The organism is Ensifer canadensis, from assembly GCF_017488845.2.
In the GTDB taxonomy this organism is placed as follows: domain Bacteria; phylum Pseudomonadota; class Alphaproteobacteria; order Rhizobiales; family Rhizobiaceae; genus Ensifer; species Ensifer canadensis.
In genome coordinates this window covers 1,827,128-1,847,090 of sequence record NZ_CP083370.1, presented here as the reverse complement: position 1 = coordinate 1,847,090, position 19,963 = coordinate 1,827,128, and the positions used below count along the sequence as shown (strand labels likewise).

Genomic DNA, 19,963 nt, shown 5'->3' with positions numbered 1-19,963 from the left:
TGATCCAGAAGGAAGTCTGGCGCCCGCATTACGATCTACAGGGGCCGAAACCGAAATGACGGCGCCTTCCGCATCTGCGGAAACTCGACTTGAAACCGTCCGTGCGGCTCTTGAGCCGCACGGACTTTTTTTGCGCGGCACGCTGAACTTTGCTTCCGGCGATGCCGCGCCGTTGCTTTCGGATGGTCGGCCGGCTGCAAGCGTCGCGCTGATCGGCAATGTCGGCGGCTCGCTGTGGCAGCCCTTCGTGCGCTGGCGCGAAAGTGCGCCGGACCATGGCGGCAACGATCCGCTCGATACGTGGTCGAAGTCGGTGATTGGGGAAATCGCTCGAGGCAGTGGGGCGACGGCCTACTTCCCGTCGGATCCACCCTGGCAGCCATTCCAGCAATGGGCGATGCGGGCGGAGGGGCTGAAGACTTCGCCGCTCGGCATTCTCATTCATCCGCGCTACGGGCTCTGGCACGGCTATCGTGGCGCGCTCGCCTTCGACGAACCCTTGGCTGCCGATAGCGAGCGGTTGGCCAGCCATCCCTGCGACACTTGCGTGGATAAACCATGCATTTCCGCCTGTCCGGCCGGCGCGCTCGAGCGCCTGCAATTCGATGTCGGCCGTTGTCGCAGCTATCTGAGGACGGAGGCGGGCAGGAGTGGCTGTCTCGAGCACGGATGCCTGGCCCGCGACGCCTGTCCCGTCGGGCAGGACTATCGCTATCCGCCGGCGCAGCTTCGCTTCCACATGTCCGCACTGGACCTTTGATCTGTCGCCGCTGCCGAAACTATGGCCTGATGGGCGGAGCCAGGGCTCAGCCTGGACCACGCGGTTCAAAGACTGGAAGAAGCGCAGATCGTAGGGAATGGTCGAATCGTAGACAACGTCGATGGCATCGACAAAAGTCGTCGGCGGATTTACGGCCTGCGACAATGGATAGAGCCTGATCCGTTTGGCGTAATCGACGCCTTGGCAACGTCGGCTTCGCTGCCGCTGTTCAGAATGGAGCGCAGCAGGGCGTAACCCTGATAGGTCGATGACGGCAGCACGATGTATCCGTCCGGGATCGCGCCGGAGTGGTCAGGTGGCAGGATGAGGTATTTTCCGCCCTTGCCCTTGTCGACCCCGGCCGGGCCGACATCCTCCAGGGGGAACTGCCATGCATGACGTCCGGATTGGGGGTGAGTGTCTGGTTCTTTCAGTCCGGCAGGCGAGACCAGTAGACGATCTGATTGGGCTTGCCTTTGGCGCCCGTGATCATCGCCTGCAGCATCAGGTCGAAGTTGACGACAGGCATGCCCCAGTTGACGGCCTCGATCGCTCGGCTCTCGATTGTCCTTGCGTCAAGGTCTTTGACCAGCTTGTCGTCGGCGCTGGCCGGGGCCGCCGCGATCAACAGGCTCAGAATCGCCATGGCGAACCTGCGCATTTGAAGCCTCCGTCACATGCCGCCGTTGCGGGAAACATGCGGTTGAATTGCCCCGATTGTAACCTAGTGTGTGTAGGCTAATGCAGGGGGTCGCATGATTCGAAAGATGTGCGCCGGTTCGCTGGTGTTCGTGGTTGCGTTTGCCGCGTCACAGGCCAGCGCGGATGAATTTGGCGTCAGTTTCTGGCTGCCTGGCCTATACGGCAGTTTTGCTGCGGTGCCGGGTAAACCCGGCTGGTCCTTCGCTTCGATCTACACCACTCCTCCATCAGCGCGGGTGCGAGCGAGGCTTTTCCACGCGGCGGGGCCGGGCAAGTCGATGTCGGCATGAGCGGGCGCGGCGACCTGGTTGCCTTCGGACCGACCTACACCTTCGATCAGCCCGTATGGGGTGGGCAGCTCGCCCTCAGCCTGTTGGGCGTTGCGGGACGAAGCCACGCCTGCGTAGACGCCACCTTGACTGGGCCGCTCGGCGGTTCGGTCTCCGGCGAAAGATGCGATTCTCTAACCGCGTTTGGCGATGTCCTTCCCCAGGCGGCACTTAAATGGAACGACGACGTCGACAACTATCTCGTCTATATGACCGGCGGCATTCCCGTTGGTTCCTACGATCCTGATCGCCTGGCGAACCTGGGGCTCGGCCACGGTGCCATGGATGGCGGGGTCGGATACACCTATCTCAATCCGGACACGGGTCGCGAGTTTTCGATTGTCGGCGGCCTGACCTACAACTTCAAAAACCCCGATACGGACTATCGGAACGGCATTGATGGGCACGTCGACTGGGCCGCATCGCAATTCCTGAACGAGCATGTCCATGTCGGCGTCGTTGGATACGCCTATCAGCAGCTTACGGGGGACAGCGGCGAAGGCGCGACCCTTGGTGATTTCAAGTCCCGCGTGTTCGGGGTCGGTCCCCAGCTCGGTTGCAAGTTCGACGCCGGCGATGAAACGGCGGGCTATGTGAACCTCAAGGGATACTACGAGTTCGGGGCCAAAAACCGCCCGGAAGGCTGGAATGTGTGGCTGACGCTGGCGTTTTCACCTGCGCCGAAGCCTCCAATGAAATAGAGGACGGTAAAGCGTCGGCCGGGGCCGTGAATGACACGGCAAGGTCCAGCCTGCCCATCCACCGATGGCCGCTCGGGCATACTTTCCACAGCCGCATACACAGCAGGAAGTGACGTGCGTAACGCACAATCCCAAGGCACCGCCGGCACAGGCATCCACACGACCTGCGCCGTCACCTTCCGGCGCTGATTGACTGGTGCTGTCCCCGCAGCTGGGTGCGCATGGAAAACCGAGCGCCTGTTTCGCTGTTCCGCTCCGGCACGCAAAGATGGTGTAAATCTCCAAAATGACTAAAATTGCAGGTGTTCTGGAAACGTAAAATTTCCGAATTTATACCGATTTGGACGGTGTGGCATTGGAGACCATCTCATGACGCGCAGCCCAGTGGTATCCGTGAGCAACTTTCCCCCGCGCTTGTCGCGGGAGGAAGTCGACGCGCAGGTATCGCGTCTGGACAGTATTCATGCCGCCAATTCGCAGCTTCTCGACGAGGCGTACAAGCGCCTGCTGGCGATTGCCGCCGCCCATGCCGCGGTGGTTGCGGCCTGCATCGCCGGCTTCGACGGTCTGTTCGACAGCTCCATATTGGGCGCGAGCTTGCTGCCGGAGGCGATCGATTTTCTACGCAAGGCCGCCCTGGTCGTCGGCTGCATTGGCCTGCTGCTCACTTTCTTTGCCATCGCCAACAATTACGGCGAGGTGCAGCGGGTGGCGCGCCAGCACGCCAGCAACCTGCGCTTCACGCTGCAGGAAAAGCGATTGCTGACCAGGCTGTCGAGCGAGATCCTCACCGGTAATCCCAACTCTTACCTGCGCAGCGGCGTTGCCGGCCTTGCCTGTCTGGCGGCGATCTTCGGCCTTGCGGCGGCGGCCGGCTGTTTTGTGCTGGCCGGCATTGCCGGGATTATGGCTGGCGGCTGAGCGGAACTGTCGCGGCCGTAAGGCCCTGTACTTTCCTTACCTCATCCCTGTGCGCACAGAATTGCGACGGCGACCTACCTACACCGCGACGATGCCATGTTTGGCTGCGGCTACGGATGCCGATTTCTCCTCTCCCTCATCTCTGTGCTTGTCACAGAGATCCAGCCGCCCGCGTCGGCGGCGCGCAAAGACCGCGTCATGCAGCAGACAGCGAGGTTTTGGTTCCTTCACGGCGCAGACGCGCTGTGGCTGGACCCCTGTGACGAGCACAGGGGTGAGGGGGAGAGCACGGTTGGCCTGTCCGTCTACGGCGAGGCCGGGCCTGCCATCAGCATTTTCCTCGCTCCTGCGCCAGAACCGCCGCAATCTCGATGATGCTGGGCGACTGATTCCATTGGATGTTTTTCATGCCGCTTTTTCCAAAACCATTTCTCGTCGGTGCCGTTCTCTCGGCCGGCCTTGCCGGCCCGGCGCTCGGCGCCTGCCGTGACGTCAGCCATCTCGGGCAGGACTATATCGCCTGCACCGTCGACCCCGCCGATAACGACATCCGTCTTTACAACAAAGATCAGGCCGGCGTTCCCTTCCGCTCGTTCCGGGCGCTGTCGCTGGAACTGCGCCATCGCGACGAATACATGCTCTTTGCCATGAACGGCGGCATGTATCACGACGACCTGTCGCCGGTCGGCCTGCATATCGAGGAGGGGCGCGAGCAGGCGCCGCTCAACACCAATACCGGCTGGCGCAATTTCCACCTTCTTCCTAACGGCGTCTTCTATGTCGATGGCGGCAAGGCGGGGGTGATGTCGGCGGACGCCTATCGCGCCGCCAATATCCGGCCCCGGTTTGCCACGCAGTCCGGCCCGATGCTGGTGATCGATGGCGAGCTGCATCCGCGCTTCCTGCCCGACAGCATCAGCCTCAAGACCCGCAACGGCGTCGGCGTGACGGCTGCGGGCGAGGTGGTGTTCGTCGTCTCGAAAAGGCCGGTGCGGTTTCACGACTTCGCGACGCTTTTCCGCGACGAGCTCGATTGCCCCAACGCGCTTTTCCTCGACGGCACGATCTCCAGCCTCTATGCGCCTGATATCAACCGGCACGACCGGCTGTTCCCGATGGGGCCGATGATCGCCGTCGTCGGAAAATTCCCGCGCTAGTTTTTTCTTTGGGGCCGATGCGATTTTTTTCGTCGCGGCCCCAAGGAATTGTCGTCGTGCAACGTCTAAGGTTCAAAACAGCTAGGAGCGGGCACGCCATTGGACGCTGAACTCGTCGAGAAAGCGGTGTCTGGAGACAGACGGGCGTTCGGCCAATTGGTCGAGCGGCACTATGATTTTGTCCATGCCGTCGCCTGGCGCTGGTCGGGCAATGCCGCGGATGCGGAAGACATCGCCCAGGACGTCTGCGTACGGCTGGGTACCGCCGTTCGCGGCTTTCGCGGCACCAGCCGGTTTCGCACCTGGCTCTACACCCTAACGCTCAACGCGGCGCGCGACCACAAGCGCCGACAGATGCGCGACACCAGCAGGATACAGGCCTATGCCAACGAGCAGGCCGTTCTTGGCGGCGGCGAGACGGCCGAAGACGATCGCCAGGAGGCGCTCTGGACGGCCGTCAGGGCGCTGCCGGAAAAACAATGCGACGCAGTGCTGCTCGTCTATGCCGAGGGGATGAGCCATGCCGCGGCCGCCGATGTGCTTGGATGTTCCGAGGCGACCGTGTCCTGGCACGTGCACGAGGCGCGCAAGCGGCTGAAGACATTGCTTGGCAAGGAGGCCGTGTGATCATGACCGACGATTTCGACAAGCTCTCCGGGCTGACCCCGCCAAAGGCTTCGAACGAGGCACGCGCGCGTGCGCTCGCGGCCGCCATGCAGGCTTTCGACATGGCAGAAGAAAATTCGACCATCACCCAAGGATCAATGCTGCCGGTTCGTCAAAGCTCCATCTTCAACCGGATATGGAGCCCCATCATGAACAGGAAACTGCTTGCCGGATCGGCACTCGCCACGCTGCTGGTCATCCCCGCCGCCACGTTCCTGACGCTGGAACTGACGCGCAACTCCGTGCTGCCCGGCGACACCGGGGCAGAGATCGCGGTGAAGGGAGAGCCGAAACAGAAGGCAGCGCCACGGCCGAAGTCAGCTCCGACTGCGTCGGCGGTGGACGAAAACCTAGCTGCTGCGAAGAGGCAGGAGACCTCCGGCTTTGCAGTCGGCGGGTCGGTTGCCGTTGATGCTGAGGGTCGGCCACCGGCCGATAAGCCAGCCGCCGAGGCGCTTGCCCGCGCCCGCGAACAGAAGACCGTCGAGGTTCAATCTGCGGCGCGAGCCGAGAACCCGGCGCCCACTGCCGAGGCCGAGGCGGATGCTTTGGGCAACCAGATGATGAGCGATAGCGCAGCACCGCTTTCTGCAGCTCCGGGCGCTGAGACACGGATGACCTTTATGCCGGCGCCCGTTGTTGCCGAGGAGATGGCTCCGGCTCCTCAGGAAAACCGCGAGCGCTTCAACAAGGCCGACAGCAATCCGGTCAAGAGCGTCGCCACCGACCCGGTCTCCACCTTCTCGGTCGATGTCGATACGGCTTCCTACGCCTTCGTGCGCCGCTCGCTAATGGAGGGTCAGATGCCGGAGCGCGATGCGGTGCGGGTCGAGGAGATGGTCAACTATTTTCCTTATGATTGGCCGCGCCCGGCGAGCGCCACTGAGCCGTTCAAGGCGACGGTGACGGTGACGCCGACGCCGTGGAATGGCGGCACACGGCTGATGCACGTGGCGATCAAGGGCTATGACGTCGTGCCGGCGCAGGCACCGAAGGCGAACCTGGTGTTCCTGATCGACGTTTCCGGCTCCATGGACGAGCCGGACAAGCTGCCGCTCTTGAAAGGCGCCTTCCGGCTGCTGGTCGAGAAACTGAAGCCCGAGGATACGGTTTCGATCGTCACCTATGCCGGCAATGCCGGCACGGTGCTGGAACCGACCGCGGTCAAGGACAAGGCGAAGATCCTGTCGGCGATCGACACGTTGCAGCCCGGCGGCTCGACCGCCGGTGCCGAGGGCATCGACGCTGCCTACCGGCTGGCGGAGAAGGCCTTCGTCAAGGGTGGCGTCAACCGCATCATGCTGGCGACCGACGGTGACTTCAATGTCGGTCCCGCCAGCGACGACGAGCTCAAGCAGATGATCGAGGCCAAGCGCAGGAGCGGCATCTTCCTGTCGGTGCTCGGCTTCGGCCGCGGCAACTACAACGATGCGCTGATGCAGACGATTGCCCAGAACGGCAACGGTACGGCCGCCTATATCGATACGCTGGCCGAGGCGCAGAAGACGCTGGTGGAAGAGGCGGGCTCATCGCTGTTCCCGATCGCCAAGGACGTCAAGCTGCAGGTGGAATTCAACCCGGATGCAATCGCCGAATACCGCCTGATCGGCTACGAGACCCGGGCCCTGAAGCGCGAGGACTTCAACAACGACAAGGTCGATGCCGGCGACATCGGCTCCGGCCACAGCGTCACGGCGATCTACGAGGTGACGCCGAAGGGCAGTCCGGCGGTGCTGAACGACGACCTGCGCTACGCGGCGGCGGAGAAGCCGGCAGCCGATGCGACGACGAAAACCGGCGAACTCGCTTTCCTCAAAATCCGCTACAAGAAACCGGATGGCGACCAAAGCGAACTGATCACAACGCCGGTTACCGAGGCGAACGCCGTGCCATCGCTCGCAGAGGCGCCCAATGACGTGCGCTTCTCGGTCGCCGTGGCCGCCTTCGGGCAGAAGCTTTCGGGTGTGACGGCGCTGTCGGACTATTCCTATGATGCCGTCGTCGATCTGGCGGCAGCGGCCAAGGGGGCGGACCCGTTCGGTTATCGCGGCGAATTCGTCAATCTGGTGCGGCTCGCCAAGGGGCTTTCGGGCGGCGGCTCGGCCAATTGAGGGTCGGGCGGGAGGATGAGGCTGCGCCGTTACCGCGGCGTGGCCCATCATCCGGCTGCCGCCACCTTCTCCCCGCTTGCGGGGAGAAGGGATATACGGCGCTGCCTTCGTCTGACGTAACCTGTTCTGCGCGTGGTCCGTTTGGTAGGCGTCGGGGAGTTCAAGGACCCCGTTGCCGAAAGGGATAGTCCGATGCCCGGCAACCATCGTCCTGACTAAAGGTGCCGTCTCCTTGTCCTCGGACGGTACCACTTCCCTCATTCCTGTGCTTGTCACAGGAATCCAGTAACGGCGCGTCTGCGCAGTTAAGGATCCTTCCAGTGGCCCTTCTTCCTCAAGCTCTTCCGCGCCGTAGACACGGCGCTGCTGGATTCCTGTGACAAGCACAGGAATGAGGGCGAGAAATCCCACTCGGGCAGCAAGGTGCAGCGGACCAACCAGCTAGGTCAAAGATTCATTGTGATCGCGCCGAGCCCCATGGCGCTCTTTAAACGCCTAACCTCAACCCTTCGGAAACGCGCGCTCCAGGCCGCCTGATTTCGTCAAACCCGTTCTGAACGCCTGGTAGGCCGGGTGCTGGCTGGAGCGGGCGGCTTCCATCAGGCGCATCTGCAGCCGCGCCGGGGCCTCGCTGCCGAGCCAATGGCCAAGCTTTTCGAGCTTCAACGTGTTGAGGAAGCGGGCTTCGGAGGCGATGTCGAGGCAGCGATGGAGGCCTTCCATCAGTTGCTCGTCCTGCTCGGGGTTTTCCGCCAGCAGGCGGATAAAGGCCTGATCCGCTTCGCCAAAAGCCGAAAGCTTGTCGGCAACGGTGTCCCTGTCGGGGAAGGAAGCGGGTCCGGCATTCATGTCAGTGTCTCCAGGCGAATCTCGTTTTCTTCGGGATAGGACAGGCCGGCAGGGCGCGCAAGCATCGGTGAATGATGCACTTAAACGAAACGTCTAGAATTGACAAAAAGTCCAGAATCGGTCATTCCAGTGACATGAACATAAAGCCCGCCATTGCCTTCGACATTGCCATGCACGCGCCAACGGCTGCGGCCATCAGCGCCTTGCTCTATCCGCATGCGGAGGTGGTGCTGCATGACCTTAAGCGCGGCACCGTCGTTGCCATCTGGAATGCCTCCTCCGGCCGGGCGGTCGGCGAGGATTCGCTGATCGAGGAAGAGTTCGGCGTGGTTTCGGGCGCGGAAAACGTGCTCGGGCCATACGAGAAGACTGGAGTCGACGGTCGGCGCATCAAGTCCATCTCGGCGGTGTTGCGCGACGCCAAGGGCGACGCGGCAGGCCTGCTCTGCATCAATCTCGATGTCTCGATGATCGACAATGCCGTGAAGCTGCTTTCCGCCTTTGCCGGTGCTGCGCAGCCGCGGCCGCAGGTGCTGTTTTCGCGTGACTGGCGCGAAGAGATCAACGCGTCGCTGCATGACTGGCTGAAGGAGCGGGGGCTCGCGCTTTCAGCGCTGAAACGGGCGGACCGGGTGGCGCTGGTGGCGGCGCTGGAGGAGCGCGGCCTGTTCAAGACCCGCAACGCCGTCGACCATCTTGCCAGCCTGATCGGCACCTCGCGCGCCTCGATCTACAACTATCTCACTGCCGCCCGCGGCGACGCTTCCTGATCACGACGAAGACAATGGTTTCGCCCGTCCGCCGGACGCAGCGATTGGAGGACCCGATATGACCACCTTGCCAGACTTCCGCCTCGAAACGCATTTCTCCCGCTGGGAGTTCAAGGCGCGCCACCACATGACCGCCAGCGACAGCGAAACCATCGGCATGGGCGAACTGCTGGCGCTGGCCGACGACGCGGACCGGGAAGCCTGGGACAAGCTGACGCTCGGCTACACCGAAACCTATGGCGCACCGGCCTTGCGCGCGGCCATTGCGTCGACCTATCAGGGGCTCTCGGCTGAAGACATTCTCTGCTTTGCCGGGGCGGAGGAGGGGCTTTACTGCGCCATGCTGGCGCTGCTCGGCCCTCAGGACCACGCCATCGTCACCGTGCCAAACTATCAGTCGATGGAAACGCTGCCGGTCACGATCGCCGCTTCGGTCACCGGCGTGCCGCTGCGCCCGGAAAACAACTGGCGCCTCGATATTGCCGACGTGCGTGCGGCGCTGAAGCCGAACACCAGGCTGATTGCAGTCAACTTCCCCAACAACCCTACCGGCTCGATCGCCGATCAGCAGACCTTTAAGGCGCTGGCCGAGCTCTGCGCCGAACGCGGCATCCATCTCTTCAGCGACGAGGTCTATCGTGGGCTCGAGCGCGACCCGGCGCTGAGGCTGTCGCAGGCGGCCGAGTTGTTCGAGCGCGGCATCTCGCTCAACGTCATGTCCAAGGCCTATGGCCTGCCGGGCTTGCGCATCGGCTGGATCGCCTGCCGCGATCATGCGCTGATCGAGCGCATGGAGAAGATGAAGCACTATCTGTCGATCTGCAATTCGCGTCCGTCCGAGGTTCTGGCAACGATCGCACTCAAGGCGCGCGAGCAACTGCTGACACGCAATCGGGCGCTTTGCGCCTCGAACCTCGAAAAGCTCGGAGCCTTCTTTGCCGAATTCCCCGCCCTCTATGAATGGCGGGAGCCGGATGGCGGCTGCGTCGGTTTTGCCCGCTATCTCGGAGCCGATGGGGTCGAGACCCATTGCCGCCGCCTGGTGGAAGAGGCGGGCGTGCTGCTGCTGCCATCCAGCCTGTTCGTGTCCGACCTGCTGCCGGTCGCTGAGGATCGCTTCCGTGTCGGCTTCGGTCGCAAGAACATCGAGATCGGGCTTGAGGCCTGGCGGCAGCATCTTCGGGCGGACAGTGCGATCAAGCGCAGCGCCTGATTTTCGGGGGCATTCCCGCTCGTTGCGAGAGCCATAGCGAACGCTACAAATGAAAACGCTCCGGGATCAGATGATGCCGGAGCGTTTCGTTATTTTGTCGATCTTGCGTGCTTTTCGCACTTCCCCTGGAAGTGCTTTTAGCCGCGGCGGCTGCGCCGTTCCCGGGCCGGGGCCGATGGAGCTTCATTGGCCGACTTGTTGCGCAGCGGGCCGATCCTTTCGATGATCACATCGAGCGTCGGGCGTTCGCGCGGCGAATGCTCGTCGAGGGCCACGCGCATGGCGGCGAGGTGCCCGCAGGTGGTGCCGCAGCAGCCGCCGATGATCTTGGCGCCGGCGTCGGCCGCGAGCCGAGCATATTCCGCCATCAGCGGCGGCGTGCCGGAGTAATGGATTTCCGAGCCGCGGAATTCCGGAATGCCGCAATTGCCCTTGACGATCACGGTCGCCTCGGGCTTTGCCGCGGTCATGTCGAGCAGCGAGGACAGGATGTCGGACGCGCCGACGCCGCAATTGGCCCCGACGGCGACCGGGCCATTGCCCAGATCCTTGGCGACATCGTGAATATCCTTGGGGTGCAGGCCCATCATGGTCTTGCCGGCGGTGTCGAAGGAGCCGGTATAGACATAGGGCATGCCGACCTTGGCGGCGGCCTCGGCGGCCGCGCGGATCTCGTCCGGCGACGACATGGTCTCGATCCAGGCGACTTCGGCGCCGCCGGCCTTCAGGCCTTCGATCTGTTCGACGAAGGCCGAGACCGCGTCCTCATAGGACAGCGCGCCAAGCGGGATCAGCAGTTCGCCGGTCGGGCCGACAGAACCGGCGGTGATGACCTTGCGCGGTGCCTGGTCGGCGACGGCGCGGGCGATTTCGGCCGCGCGCCTGTTGAGTTCGTGCACGCGATCCTGGGCGTGGTGCAGCTTCAGGCGGTGGCGGGTGCCGCCGAAGGAGTTGGTCAGGATGATGTCGGCGCCGGCGTCGACGAAGTCCTGGTGCAGCTTGGCGATGTTCTCGGGCCTGGTCTCGTTCCAGATTTCCGGCGCTTCGCCGGCTTCGAGGCCCATCGCGAACAGCGAGGTTCCGGTGGCGCCATCGGCAAGAAGAACGCCTTTTTCGGCGATAAGGTCGGAGAGAACGTTGGCTGCAGCGGTCATCGGCTTTTCCCGGCTAGAATGAATGCAATAAGATATAAAGATATCTTTATGTCTTTGCAAGCGTCGGCGTGGGTGGCCGGGACTATTGTTGGTGGCGCAGGCCCAAGCGCCCGGCAAGGCCGAGCCCGAAGATGGCCAGCGCCGTCAGCAGCCACATCGGGTCGGCGCGGTTGAGGAAGAAGCTTTCGAGCATGGCGTTGTAAGTCATGAAAATGACGACCATGACGCAGAAGTCGGCAAAGGCCCGACCCTCCGGCCGGCGCGAGGCGCGGATGTAGTCGAGGAGCGGTTTGACGAAGAGCAGCAGGCTTATGAGGATACCGCCGGGCAGGCCAAATGTCAGCGCCGCGTCGAGATAGCTGTTGTGGCCGGCAACGATGCCACGCACGTCCCAGTTCGCCTCGAAGTTGGCCTCAAGGCCCATGATGACGGGCGAGAGCCAGAAGCTGGAGTAACCCTGACCTAGCCATGGGTGCTCGGCGATGCTGGCGCTGGCGAACTTCCAGATGTCGTCGCGTCCGGTGAAGGTGGCATCGTCGATGATCGCCCTGGTGAACGAAAGCAGGGTGTCTGAATAGATCGTGCCGAGCGTCAGGCCGAAGACGACGACCGACATGACCAGATGCGCGACGATCATCAGGCCGGGGCTGCGAACGGCGCGACCGGCAAGCACCAGCGTTATGGCGATTGGCAGGAAGCCGATGGTGGTCTTCGAGCCGGTGTGCAGCACGAAGTTGACCGAGAGCAGGGTGATGGCCCAGCCGCGAAGCGTGGCGCCGGAGCGCAGGCAATAGATCCCGAACATGCACAGGATCGAAAACACCGGCGCCGAGACGTTCTTGTGTAGGAGATGGCCGCGCCAGAAGCCGGCATGCCAGGGCTCGCCGCCGGCGGCCGAGTGAATGGCCAGGTCCGGCGCCACGATGAGCGCGGCATAGTCGATCAGGATGAGGAGCAGTATGGCATTTGCCCCGGCATGAACGAAATCCTCCTCGCTGCGCGGCAGCACCAGCACGCCGGCCACCATGATCATCGCCACAAGGCTGAGCGTCAGACCACGGGCGGAGGCGGCCGGATCGTAGGACTGCAGGCAGGAGAAGTAGGCGATGGCGAAGATCGCCACCCAGGCCGGCGAGGCCAGCCGCGCCAGCACCCGCTTGTCGACCACGAGCAGCATCGCAAACAGATAGACCGCACCAAGCACGATGTAGCCGACCTGGTTGATGATGTTGCCATCGTTGGCGGCATTCGGGTCCGTCTCCATGGCGCCCTGAAAGGGCATCAGCGTGAAGACCATGAGGAAGAGCCCGAGGCCGGATAGCAGCGAAGCCAAATGGCGCGTCAGCTGTGCGAGCCCAACGTCGTAGCCTACCCGCGCCGGCACTGGATGCCGACGTGTGGGTAAGTCTGCCGTGGCGGGGGGTACTTGCATCAGGGCGCCGAGATTGCTGGGGCGTCGCCGACACGGCGCCACCTCCGGGTTTGCGGTTCCCGTCTGCAGTTGCCCCCAGAGGGCCGGGACCTGCCATCAAGCATGGCGCAATCGGGTTAAGGTCGAATGAAACGGCGGCTCGGTTCAATCGGGCATCTTTTGCCAAAGCGGGCAGTTTTGCCTTGCCCCGACAACAGAAGCCAAATGTCTTTGGCTCAACGCAGAATGCCCATTACCGGATTTTAAGGCTTCCCGGGCGAAGGTAGCTTCCAATCGTCCTTGCGGGACCTGTCTTCTCGAAGCAGACCGTCTAAACGACGGGCGCAACGTGACGAAATGGCGGCGCTTGCCGCCAGCGATGGAGCATTCTCCGCAATGGTGAAGAAACCCAAACTCCTGGCGCTCGAATCCTTGCGGGGTTTCGCGGCCCTTGCGGTTGTCCTGCACCATTTCCGTTACGGCAGCCTGCTGAGTGAGAATGCCTTCATCCGGCACGGCTACCTCATGGTCGACTTCTTCTTCGTGCTCAGCGGCTTCGTGATTGCTCTCAACTATGCCAACAGATTGTCGAGCCCCGCAGAGCTCGCAAGCTTCCAGCGCCGGCGGTTCTGGCGCCTCTATCCGCTTCATCTGTTCACGCTGCTGATCTTCCTCGGCATAGAGTGTCTCAAATACATCTTTGAACAGAAGACCGGCATCATCTCCAATAACCCCGCCTTTGTGGTGTCCGACGCAAAGGCGTTCCTTGCCAATCTTTTTCTGCTGCAGGGCGTGGTTCTGAGCGAACTCGGGTTCAATATTCCGAGCTGGTCCATTTCGGTCGAGTTCTGGACCTATCTGATCTTCGCTTTGACGGTGGGTCTCCTGCGGTTACCGGTGCGCTGGTGCCTTGTTCTGGCGGGTGGAGCGGCCATCATCCTGCTCGCTCTGGAGGGCGGACGGCTCGAAACCGATCCGATCTTTGCGATCATCCGCTGCGTATTCTCTTTTTTCCTGGGGGCGTGGGCCGCTTCGCTCCACGTCCGATTGCCCCGAAAGGCGGCGGCGCCGATGGCTGCAGCGGCGCTGACGCTCGTCGTTTTGGCAATCTGGGGCCTCGGCGGCGGCCGCGCGGAAATCCTTCTGCCGCCTCTTTTTGCGGTCACGGTTGTGGCCGTGGCGAACCTGCAGGAGGACACGAGTCTTCGCCGCTTTCTCGAGTGGCCGTCCTTCGTCTGGTTGGGCACCGTCAGCTACAGCGTCTACCTGACCCATTCCATTGTCGGCTGGGCGGTCACCCAGATTCTGCGCTTCGGCCTGAAGGTTCCGACCCACGTCGCTCCCGATGGGGACACGGTTCTGACGCTCGACCAGGGCTTCGCGACGCTGGTGACGCTCGCTGCGATAGGTGGGGTGCTGGTTGTCTCTACTCTGACCTTCCGTTTCATCGAAAAACCCTTTCTGTCAGGCTGGCCTTTTGGGGCGAGGGCTGTCGCGGCGCGTGAGGGTTAGGCAGGTTCGATCTGGCGCCGAAGCCAGGTTGTCCGTTGACGCCATTGTGGCGGAAGCGGGGCGATTGCTCACGACGAAAAGCCGCAGCCGATAGGCGATTGCGGCTCGCTTGTGATCGCTGTAAAAGGCGGCACTTATGTAGTCGCTAGCTTGCCCGCGGGTATCGCGCGCTGATCGATAGCCTCAAACGAGAAGAACATCATGCATTTCACTATCCGGACACTCGCGTCGGCGGCGGTTTCACTCGGTCTGTTGCTCGGCGGTGCGTCCTACGCGTTCGCCGGAAAAGCCCATCTGGTTCTGGACGCGCAGACCGGCACCGTTCTCGAAGCCGAGAATGCCGACGAGCTGAACTATCCCGCGTCCTTGACCAAGATGATGACGATCTATCTTGCGTTCGAAGCGCTTCGCGACGGCAAGCTGACGTGGGACCAGCGACTGACGATGTCGGAAAATGCCAATGGCAAGGAGCCCTTCAAGCTGGCCGTCGGCGTCGGGCGCACCGTCTCCGTCCGCGAAGCCGTGATGGGCATGATCGTGCTGTCGGCCAATGATGCTTCCGTTGCCATCGGCGAACAGCTGGCCGGCACTGAAACCGGGTTTGCCAAGGTGATGACCGAGAAGGCGCACCAGCTCGGCATGGCCAGCACCGTGTTCAAGAACGCCAACGGCCTGCCGGATCCGGAGCAGGTGACGACGGCGCGTGACATGGCGACGCTCGGCATTGCGCTGATGCGCGATTTCCCGGAAGAGTTTGCGCTGTTTTCGAACCGCAAGATCGAATTCAGGGGCATGAAGCTTCGCGGCCACAACGGCGTGATGAACCGCTATGCAGGCGCTGACGGCATCAAGACCGGCTACACCACGGCGTCTGGCTATAACGTGGTGACGTCGGCGACGCGCGACGGCAAGCGCCTCGTCGGCGTCGTCATGGGCGGCGAGACCGCCGAAAAGCGCGACACCCAGATGATGGGCCTGCTCGACAAGTATTTCCCGGCGACCAGCGATACGCTTTCGTCCGCAAGCACCGTCGAGCCGGCTGCAGCCGAAACGACGAAGACCAACTGAACAGCGCCGTAGAGCACTTGGTGCGAATGCGAGGCTGACATCGGCCTACAGCGCCGCGCGTCTTATTAGACGCGCAAAGGTCGCTGTAGCACTTTGAATTGCTGCATGAGCGCCGACAGCGTGCGTCTTCCGAGTTGCACCCCGCAGACGATACGACCCGCCTGACATGCGAAGGGCGCTGCGGCCTGTTCCCGCGATGGGAGGTGCCGAGCGCCCTTGCTGCCGATTGGCCTGTCTATGCGGCTCTCTTGTCCTCGTGACTGGTGGGCGTCACCATGGCCGAGATGATCGTCGGCAGATCGAGCGCGCCGATCGGGCGGCCGTTTTCGTCGACGACATGGGCCACGTTGAGATGAGCGCCGGTCATGGCGCGGGCCGCCGATTCCAGCACCGTGCCCATCGTCAGCGGCATGCCTTCCGGGTTGCCGGAAAGCGGCCGCATGATCGTCTCGACATTGATGACGCGTCCGCGGTTCACTTCCTTGACGAAGGCGCTGATGTAGTCGTCGGCGGGCGACAGCACGATTTCCTGGCCCGTTCCCTGCTGCACCACGCGGCCATCCCGCAGGATGGCGATCTTGTCGCCGAGCCTGAGCGCCTCGTCGAGATCGTGGGTGATGAAGACGACGGTCTTCTTCAGCTCTTTCTGTAGGTCGAGAAGCACGCTCTGCATATCGACGCGGATCAGCGGATCGAGTGCCGAATAGGCTTCGTCCATCAGCAGGATGTCGGCATCGTTGGTGAGCGCCCGGGCGAGGCCGACGCGTTGCTGCATGCCGCCGGAAAGCTGGTTGGGGTAGTGGTTCTCAAAGCCCTGGAGACCGACCCGGTCGATCCAGCCGCGCGCGCGCTTTTCGCTCTCGGCCTTGCCGACGCCCTGGATCTCCAGGCCGTAAACGGTGTTGTCGAGCACGGTCCGGTGCGGCAGCAGCGCGAATTTCTGGAACACCATCGCCGTCTTGTGGCGACGGAATTCGCGCAGGTCGTTGTCGTTCATCTTGCAGACGTCGACGCCGTCATAGAGCACTTCGCCTGCGGTCGGGTCGATCAGCCGGTTGATGTGGCGGATCAGCGTCGACTTGCCCGAGCCCGAAAGCCCCATGACCACCATGACGCCACCGGCCGGCATCGAGATGTTGATGTCCTGCAGACCGAGCACGTGGCCGTGCTTTTCGTTGAGTTCCGCCTTGCCCAGGCCCCGCTTGACGGCATCGACATAGTTGCCGCCATTGGGGCCGAAGATCTTGTAGAGGTTCTTCACCTCGATCGCGTGACTAGCCATGGATAACCTCCGAATGCTTCTGTAGCCGCCTGCCGAAGGCCTGGCTGGTACGGTCGAAAATGATGGCGATACCGACAAGGGCGAAGCCGTTGAGGAAACCGACGGTGAAGAACTGGTTGGCGATCGCCTGCAGCACGTTCTTGCCGAGGCCGCCCACGCCGATCATCGATGCGACGACGACCATCGCCAGCGACATCATGATGGTCTGGTTGATGCCGGCCATGATGGTGGGCAGCGCCAGCGGCATCTGCACGTTCTTGAGCTTCTGCCAGGCCGACGACCCGAAGGCGTCGGCGGCTTCGAGCACTTCCTTGTCGACGAGGCGGATGCCGAGATTGGTGAGCCGGATCATCGGCGGCACGGCATAGATGACGACGGCGATGAGGCCCGGAACCTTGCCGATGCCGAAGATCATCACGACCGGAATAAGATAGACGAAGCTCGGCATCGTCTGCATCACGTCGAGCGCCGGATTGACGACCGACTGCACCCGCTCGGAGCGCGCCATCAGAATGCCGATCGGAATGCCGATCAGGATCGAGATCAGCGTGCAGACGGTGACCATTGCGAGCGTGACCATCGTGTCGTTCCACAGGCCGACGAGGCCGATGGCGATCATCGACAGCGCCGTGCCGATGGTGATGTTGATGTTGCGGCTGCCGAAATAGACGATCGCCACCATGAGCGCGAGGATGACGATCCACGGCGAGCTGACGAACAGGCTTTCGAGATAGTTCAGAAACCATTGAAGCGGCTGGACGACCGTGTCGATGGCGTCGCCATAGGTGCGGACGAAACCCTTGAAACCATCGTCGATGGTCTTGCGAGCCAGGCGGATCGTTCCGTCGTCAATGGCAGGGAACTTGCAGAGCAACTCTGGCAAGACACTGCAGATGGATGCCATATTTTTCCCCTTCTTGGCCTGAAGTCTTATGACGCCGACTGCGTCTTCAGACCGGTCGTTGCCGATCCCTGCGCAGACTTTGCGGTGACCTCTTCGGGTCCCGGCGTGAGGAATGTGACAGCGGAACGTGACGCCCGCTTTACTGAATGCGACATGCGAAGCGAACTGAACCTGTTCGTCGTCGCCGGTATTGCTTGCCATGTCCGACAATTTTTTCCGGCTGGCGAAGACGCCGATGCAGGCGACCGCTTTTCACGCGGGCCGCCTGCATCGTCAGCGAAAATCAGAGTGCCGCCTTGACCTTCTCGGCCACATCAGGGCTTACCCATGTGGTCCACATGTCCGGGAACTCTTCGAGGAAGTGCTTTGCTGCATCCTCGTTGGTGCCCTGGTTCTCATCCATCCAGGCAAGGACCTTGTTGACGGTGCCATTGTCCCACTTGCGCGCCTTGACATAGTCCATGGCAACGCCGGCCTTGTCGGCAAACGACTTGGTCACGACAGTGAAGACGTCGGAGACCGGGTAGGAGTTGACCTTCGGGCTCGGGCAATCCGGAACGGCCGAGCAGGCGTCCCATTCCTTCTTGTCGTGATCAACGCCGAAGGAGAGGCGGGTCATTTCGTACTTGCCGAGGATGGCAGTCGGTGCCCAGTAGTAGCCGAGCCAGCCGGTCTTCTTGGCAAAGGCGTTGGCGATCGAGCCGTCGAGGCCGGCCGCAGAGCCGGTGTCGATCAGCTGGAAGCCGGCCTTCTCGGCATCGATCGCCTTGTAGAGATTGGCGGTCGAAACCTGGCAGTTCCAGCCAGACGGGCAATTGTGAATGGCGGCTTTGGACGGGTCTTCCGGTGCCGGGAAGAGATCGGGGTGTTTCAGCGCATCCTGCACCGTCTTGATATCGGGGTTGGCATCGGCGACGAATTTCGGGATCCACCAGCCTTCGACGCCGCCTTCGCTCAGGATCTTGGCGGCTTCGATCAGCCGGCCTTCCTTGATGGCCGCGTCGAGCGGCGTGCGAACGGCGTTGACCCAGAGTTCCGGCGCCATATCCGGCTGGGCCTTTTCGTTCATGGAGGCAAAGGTCGGCATGGTGTCGCCGGTGACCAGCGTCACGGTGCAACCGTAACCGTTTTCCAGAATGAACTTGTCCACGTGAGCGGCAACGCCCGCCGACGCCCAGTTCATCTCGGCAATGCTGACTTCACCGCATTCCGCGGCCTGCGCGGAACCCGCCAGCGCGTACAGACCCGCGGCGAGAATGGTGGAAGCGAGGAGTTTCTTCATGTTGCAAGACCTCCCAGTCTTTAACTGCAGCCTACGATCAAACGGGCGTCGTGGGGACGCCGTGCATCCCGGTCACCCGAGCCAAATGAGCAGCCTGGGGTTCGGCAAAAGACAAGCCAAGGGTAGCCCCTGCTGCGGCGGTGTGGGAGTTCGATCTGGTCCTGGCCGCGGAACCCTGTCGCCGGCCGGATCTCCTCTATACCGCTCCGCAAGCCTAAGTATTCTCGTTGGGAAATCAACCTCTTGAATCGGAAAACGGCCGCGCCGGGCTGCGGGCAGCGTCTGTCTGCGACATGATGGAAGGGGATTTTTTTGGCTTCCATCGGGCCAAATTTAAGCATTCGCGACAATTAGTGCCGTAAAATATAGCGGTCGCCGCAATGCTTGTTTTCGATCTGTTGCAATCAGGACCTTTCCTGTCGTGAATGCGCCACGCGCACATTTTGTAAATGTCGCGAAAAAAATTCAAAAAATGCCGCGATTCATCTTTCGTTAAATCCTCGATAACCATCCGGTAACGATGTCCGGCTAATTGTTGTTGCGCGGCGGGAAACGGCCGTCGACCCGGATCAAGGTATAGCGTCCCGGGTTTGAGCGAACCTCCGGTGTGTTTTTCCGGAGTGACCAGCGTTTTTTGGAAGCCGCATCCCTCGATAAGAGGTCGATGCGGTTTTCGCGTTTAAGGGCGTGTCGCACAAAAGTGCGTGGCGGTTCTGCGGCGACGACATGCGCAAACCCAGCGCCTCACATGCGCCGTATGGCCAAAAAAAACCGCCTCCACGAAGGGAGACGGCTGGAGGAGAAGGCGTCAGCTGCCGGAATGCGAAGCCGTGGCCGATAGGGGCCCGATCCTATGGGCCTGATGGGTCAGCCGACGTTGGACGTGCGGATGAAGCCGAGCGGGCCGAAGGGAGCGTCGAGAACGACGTTGCGAACGCGCGACTGGCTGACCGGTGCCTTGGAATTCCAGGCGATCTGAACGAAATTTGGTTTGCTGAATATGTACAGCATGGGCATGGACCTTGAGAGGCCGGACGTTTGTCGTCCGGTGTGTGTTTCGATGGCGCTGATATAGGCTCGCGCCTTATGGAATTGAATGCCAAACTCGTCACGGGATGTCGCATTTATGCTAGTTTCGGAGGGAAACTCGACAAGCTTGATGAGCGGCCGA

At 62.1% G+C, this 19,963-nt stretch carries 18 protein-coding genes and 1 pseudogene; 10 read left to right on the top strand and 9 right to left on the bottom strand.

Translation table 11 applies throughout. The annotated features are described in order from the left end of the window. Nucleotides 1–55 precede the first annotated feature (55 nt). On the top strand, nt 56–760 hold the full coding sequence (locus J3R84_RS08995) for a 4Fe-4S dicluster domain-containing protein (protein ID WP_025427397.1): 705 nt from the start codon (nt 56–58) through the stop codon (nt 758–760). Between the two features lie 149 nt (nt 761–909). On the opposite strand, the gene J3R84_RS38705 is transcribed toward J3R84_RS08995, so the two are convergent. After that, nucleotides 910–1,140: a DUF1254 domain-containing protein gene (locus J3R84_RS38705; RefSeq protein ID WP_309239172.1), complete on the bottom strand. Its 231-nt coding sequence runs from the start codon at nt 1,138–1,140 to the stop codon at nt 910–912. Between the two features lie 50 nt (nt 1,141–1,190). Then, the gene (locus J3R84_RS38700; RefSeq protein WP_025427396.1) at nt 1,191–1,421 is read right to left on the bottom strand and encodes a hypothetical protein; all 231 of its coding nucleotides are present in this window, start codon (nt 1,419–1,421) and stop codon (nt 1,191–1,193) included. A 106-nt stretch (nt 1,422–1,527) separates the two neighbouring features. On the opposite strand from J3R84_RS38700, the pseudogene J3R84_RS08985 reads away from it, so the two are divergent. The 5 genes and pseudogenes from J3R84_RS08985 (at nt 1,528) to J3R84_RS08965 (ending at nt 7,347) form a co-directional block, all read left to right on the top strand. After that, nucleotides 1,528–2,492, top strand: a pseudogene (locus J3R84_RS08985) (SphA family protein). Nucleotides 2,493–2,861: 369 nt separating this feature from the next. Then, complete coding sequence (locus J3R84_RS08980; RefSeq protein ID WP_025427394.1) at nt 2,862–3,413, top strand: hypothetical protein; 552 nt, start codon at nt 2,862–2,864, stop codon at nt 3,411–3,413. A gap of 407 nt (nt 3,414–3,820) precedes the next feature. Then, on the top strand, nt 3,821–4,570 hold the full coding sequence (locus J3R84_RS08975; RefSeq protein ID WP_203528656.1) for a phosphodiester glycosidase family protein: 750 nt from the start codon (nt 3,821–3,823) through the stop codon (nt 4,568–4,570). Nucleotides 4,571–4,669: 99 nt separating this feature from the next. Further along, complete coding sequence (locus J3R84_RS08970) at nt 4,670–5,197, top strand: RNA polymerase sigma factor (protein WP_025427391.1); 528 nt, start codon at nt 4,670–4,672, stop codon at nt 5,195–5,197. Between the two features lie 2 nt (nt 5,198–5,199). Continuing rightward, nucleotides 5,200–7,347: a vWA domain-containing protein gene (locus J3R84_RS08965; protein ID WP_113567277.1), complete on the top strand. Its 2,148-nt coding sequence runs from the start codon at nt 5,200–5,202 to the stop codon at nt 7,345–7,347. Between the two features lie 501 nt (nt 7,348–7,848). On the opposite strand, the gene J3R84_RS08960 is transcribed toward J3R84_RS08965, so the two are convergent. Next, the gene (locus tag J3R84_RS08960; protein ID WP_025427389.1) at nt 7,849–8,196 is read right to left on the bottom strand and encodes a hypothetical protein; all 348 of its coding nucleotides are present in this window, start codon (nt 8,194–8,196) and stop codon (nt 7,849–7,851) included. A gap of 134 nt (nt 8,197–8,330) precedes the next feature. On the opposite strand from J3R84_RS08960, the gene J3R84_RS08955 reads away from it, so the two are divergent. Together J3R84_RS08955 and J3R84_RS08950 are read left to right on the top strand one after the other, a co-directional pair. Further along, nucleotides 8,331–8,966 carry a helix-turn-helix transcriptional regulator gene (locus J3R84_RS08955; RefSeq protein WP_025427388.1) on the top strand — a complete coding sequence of 212 codons (636 nt, stop codon included), beginning with the start codon at nt 8,331–8,333 and terminating at the stop codon, nt 8,964–8,966. A gap of 58 nt (nt 8,967–9,024) precedes the next feature. Further along, the gene (locus tag J3R84_RS08950; protein WP_025427387.1) at nt 9,025–10,179 is read left to right on the top strand and encodes an aminotransferase class I/II-fold pyridoxal phosphate-dependent enzyme; all 1,155 of its coding nucleotides are present in this window, start codon (nt 9,025–9,027) and stop codon (nt 10,177–10,179) included. A gap of 137 nt (nt 10,180–10,316) precedes the next feature. Here the strand turns inward: J3R84_RS08950 and bmt are convergent, their stop codons facing one another. Together bmt and J3R84_RS08940 are read right to left on the bottom strand one after the other, a co-directional pair. After that, nucleotides 10,317–11,333: a betaine--homocysteine S-methyltransferase gene (bmt, locus tag J3R84_RS08945; protein ID WP_025427386.1), complete on the bottom strand. Its 1,017-nt coding sequence runs from the start codon at nt 11,331–11,333 to the stop codon at nt 10,317–10,319. Between the two features lie 82 nt (nt 11,334–11,415). Continuing rightward, on the bottom strand, nt 11,416–12,765 hold the full coding sequence (locus tag J3R84_RS08940) for an O-antigen ligase family protein (RefSeq protein WP_081788862.1): 1,350 nt from the start codon (nt 12,763–12,765) through the stop codon (nt 11,416–11,418). 375 nt (nt 12,766–13,140) lie between these two features. Between J3R84_RS08940 and J3R84_RS08935 the strand changes: the two genes are divergently transcribed. After that, nucleotides 13,141–14,256 carry an acyltransferase family protein gene (locus J3R84_RS08935; RefSeq protein WP_158071734.1) on the top strand — a complete coding sequence of 372 codons (1,116 nt, stop codon included), beginning with the start codon at nt 13,141–13,143 and terminating at the stop codon, nt 14,254–14,256. 201 nt (nt 14,257–14,457) lie between these two features. Further along, nucleotides 14,458–15,324, top strand: coding sequence for a D-alanyl-D-alanine carboxypeptidase family protein (locus J3R84_RS08930; RefSeq protein ID WP_025427383.1), 867 nt, complete (start codon nt 14,458–14,460; stop codon nt 15,322–15,324). Between the two features lie 235 nt (nt 15,325–15,559). Here J3R84_RS08930 and J3R84_RS08925 read toward each other — a convergent pair whose 3' ends face one another. The 4 genes from J3R84_RS08925 to J3R84_RS08910 form a co-directional block, all read right to left on the bottom strand. Further along, nucleotides 15,560–16,606, bottom strand: coding sequence for a quaternary amine ABC transporter ATP-binding protein (locus J3R84_RS08925; RefSeq protein ID WP_025427382.1), 1,047 nt, complete (start codon nt 16,604–16,606; stop codon nt 15,560–15,562). Beyond that, nucleotides 16,599–17,510 carry an ABC transporter permease gene (locus J3R84_RS08920; RefSeq protein ID WP_025427381.1) on the bottom strand — a complete coding sequence of 304 codons (912 nt, stop codon included), beginning with the start codon at nt 17,508–17,510 and terminating at the stop codon, nt 16,599–16,601. Before J3R84_RS08920 ends, J3R84_RS08925 begins: the two co-directional genes overlap by 8 nt. A 283-nt stretch (nt 17,511–17,793) precedes the next feature. Then, nucleotides 17,794–18,792 carry an ABC transporter substrate-binding protein gene (locus J3R84_RS08915; protein WP_025427380.1) on the bottom strand — a complete coding sequence of 333 codons (999 nt, stop codon included), beginning with the start codon at nt 18,790–18,792 and terminating at the stop codon, nt 17,794–17,796. An 867-nt stretch (nt 18,793–19,659) separates the two neighbouring features. After that, nucleotides 19,660–19,803: a hypothetical protein gene (locus J3R84_RS08910; RefSeq protein ID WP_107027614.1), complete on the bottom strand. Its 144-nt coding sequence runs from the start codon at nt 19,801–19,803 to the stop codon at nt 19,660–19,662. Between the last annotated feature and the right edge of the window lie 160 nt (nt 19,804–19,963).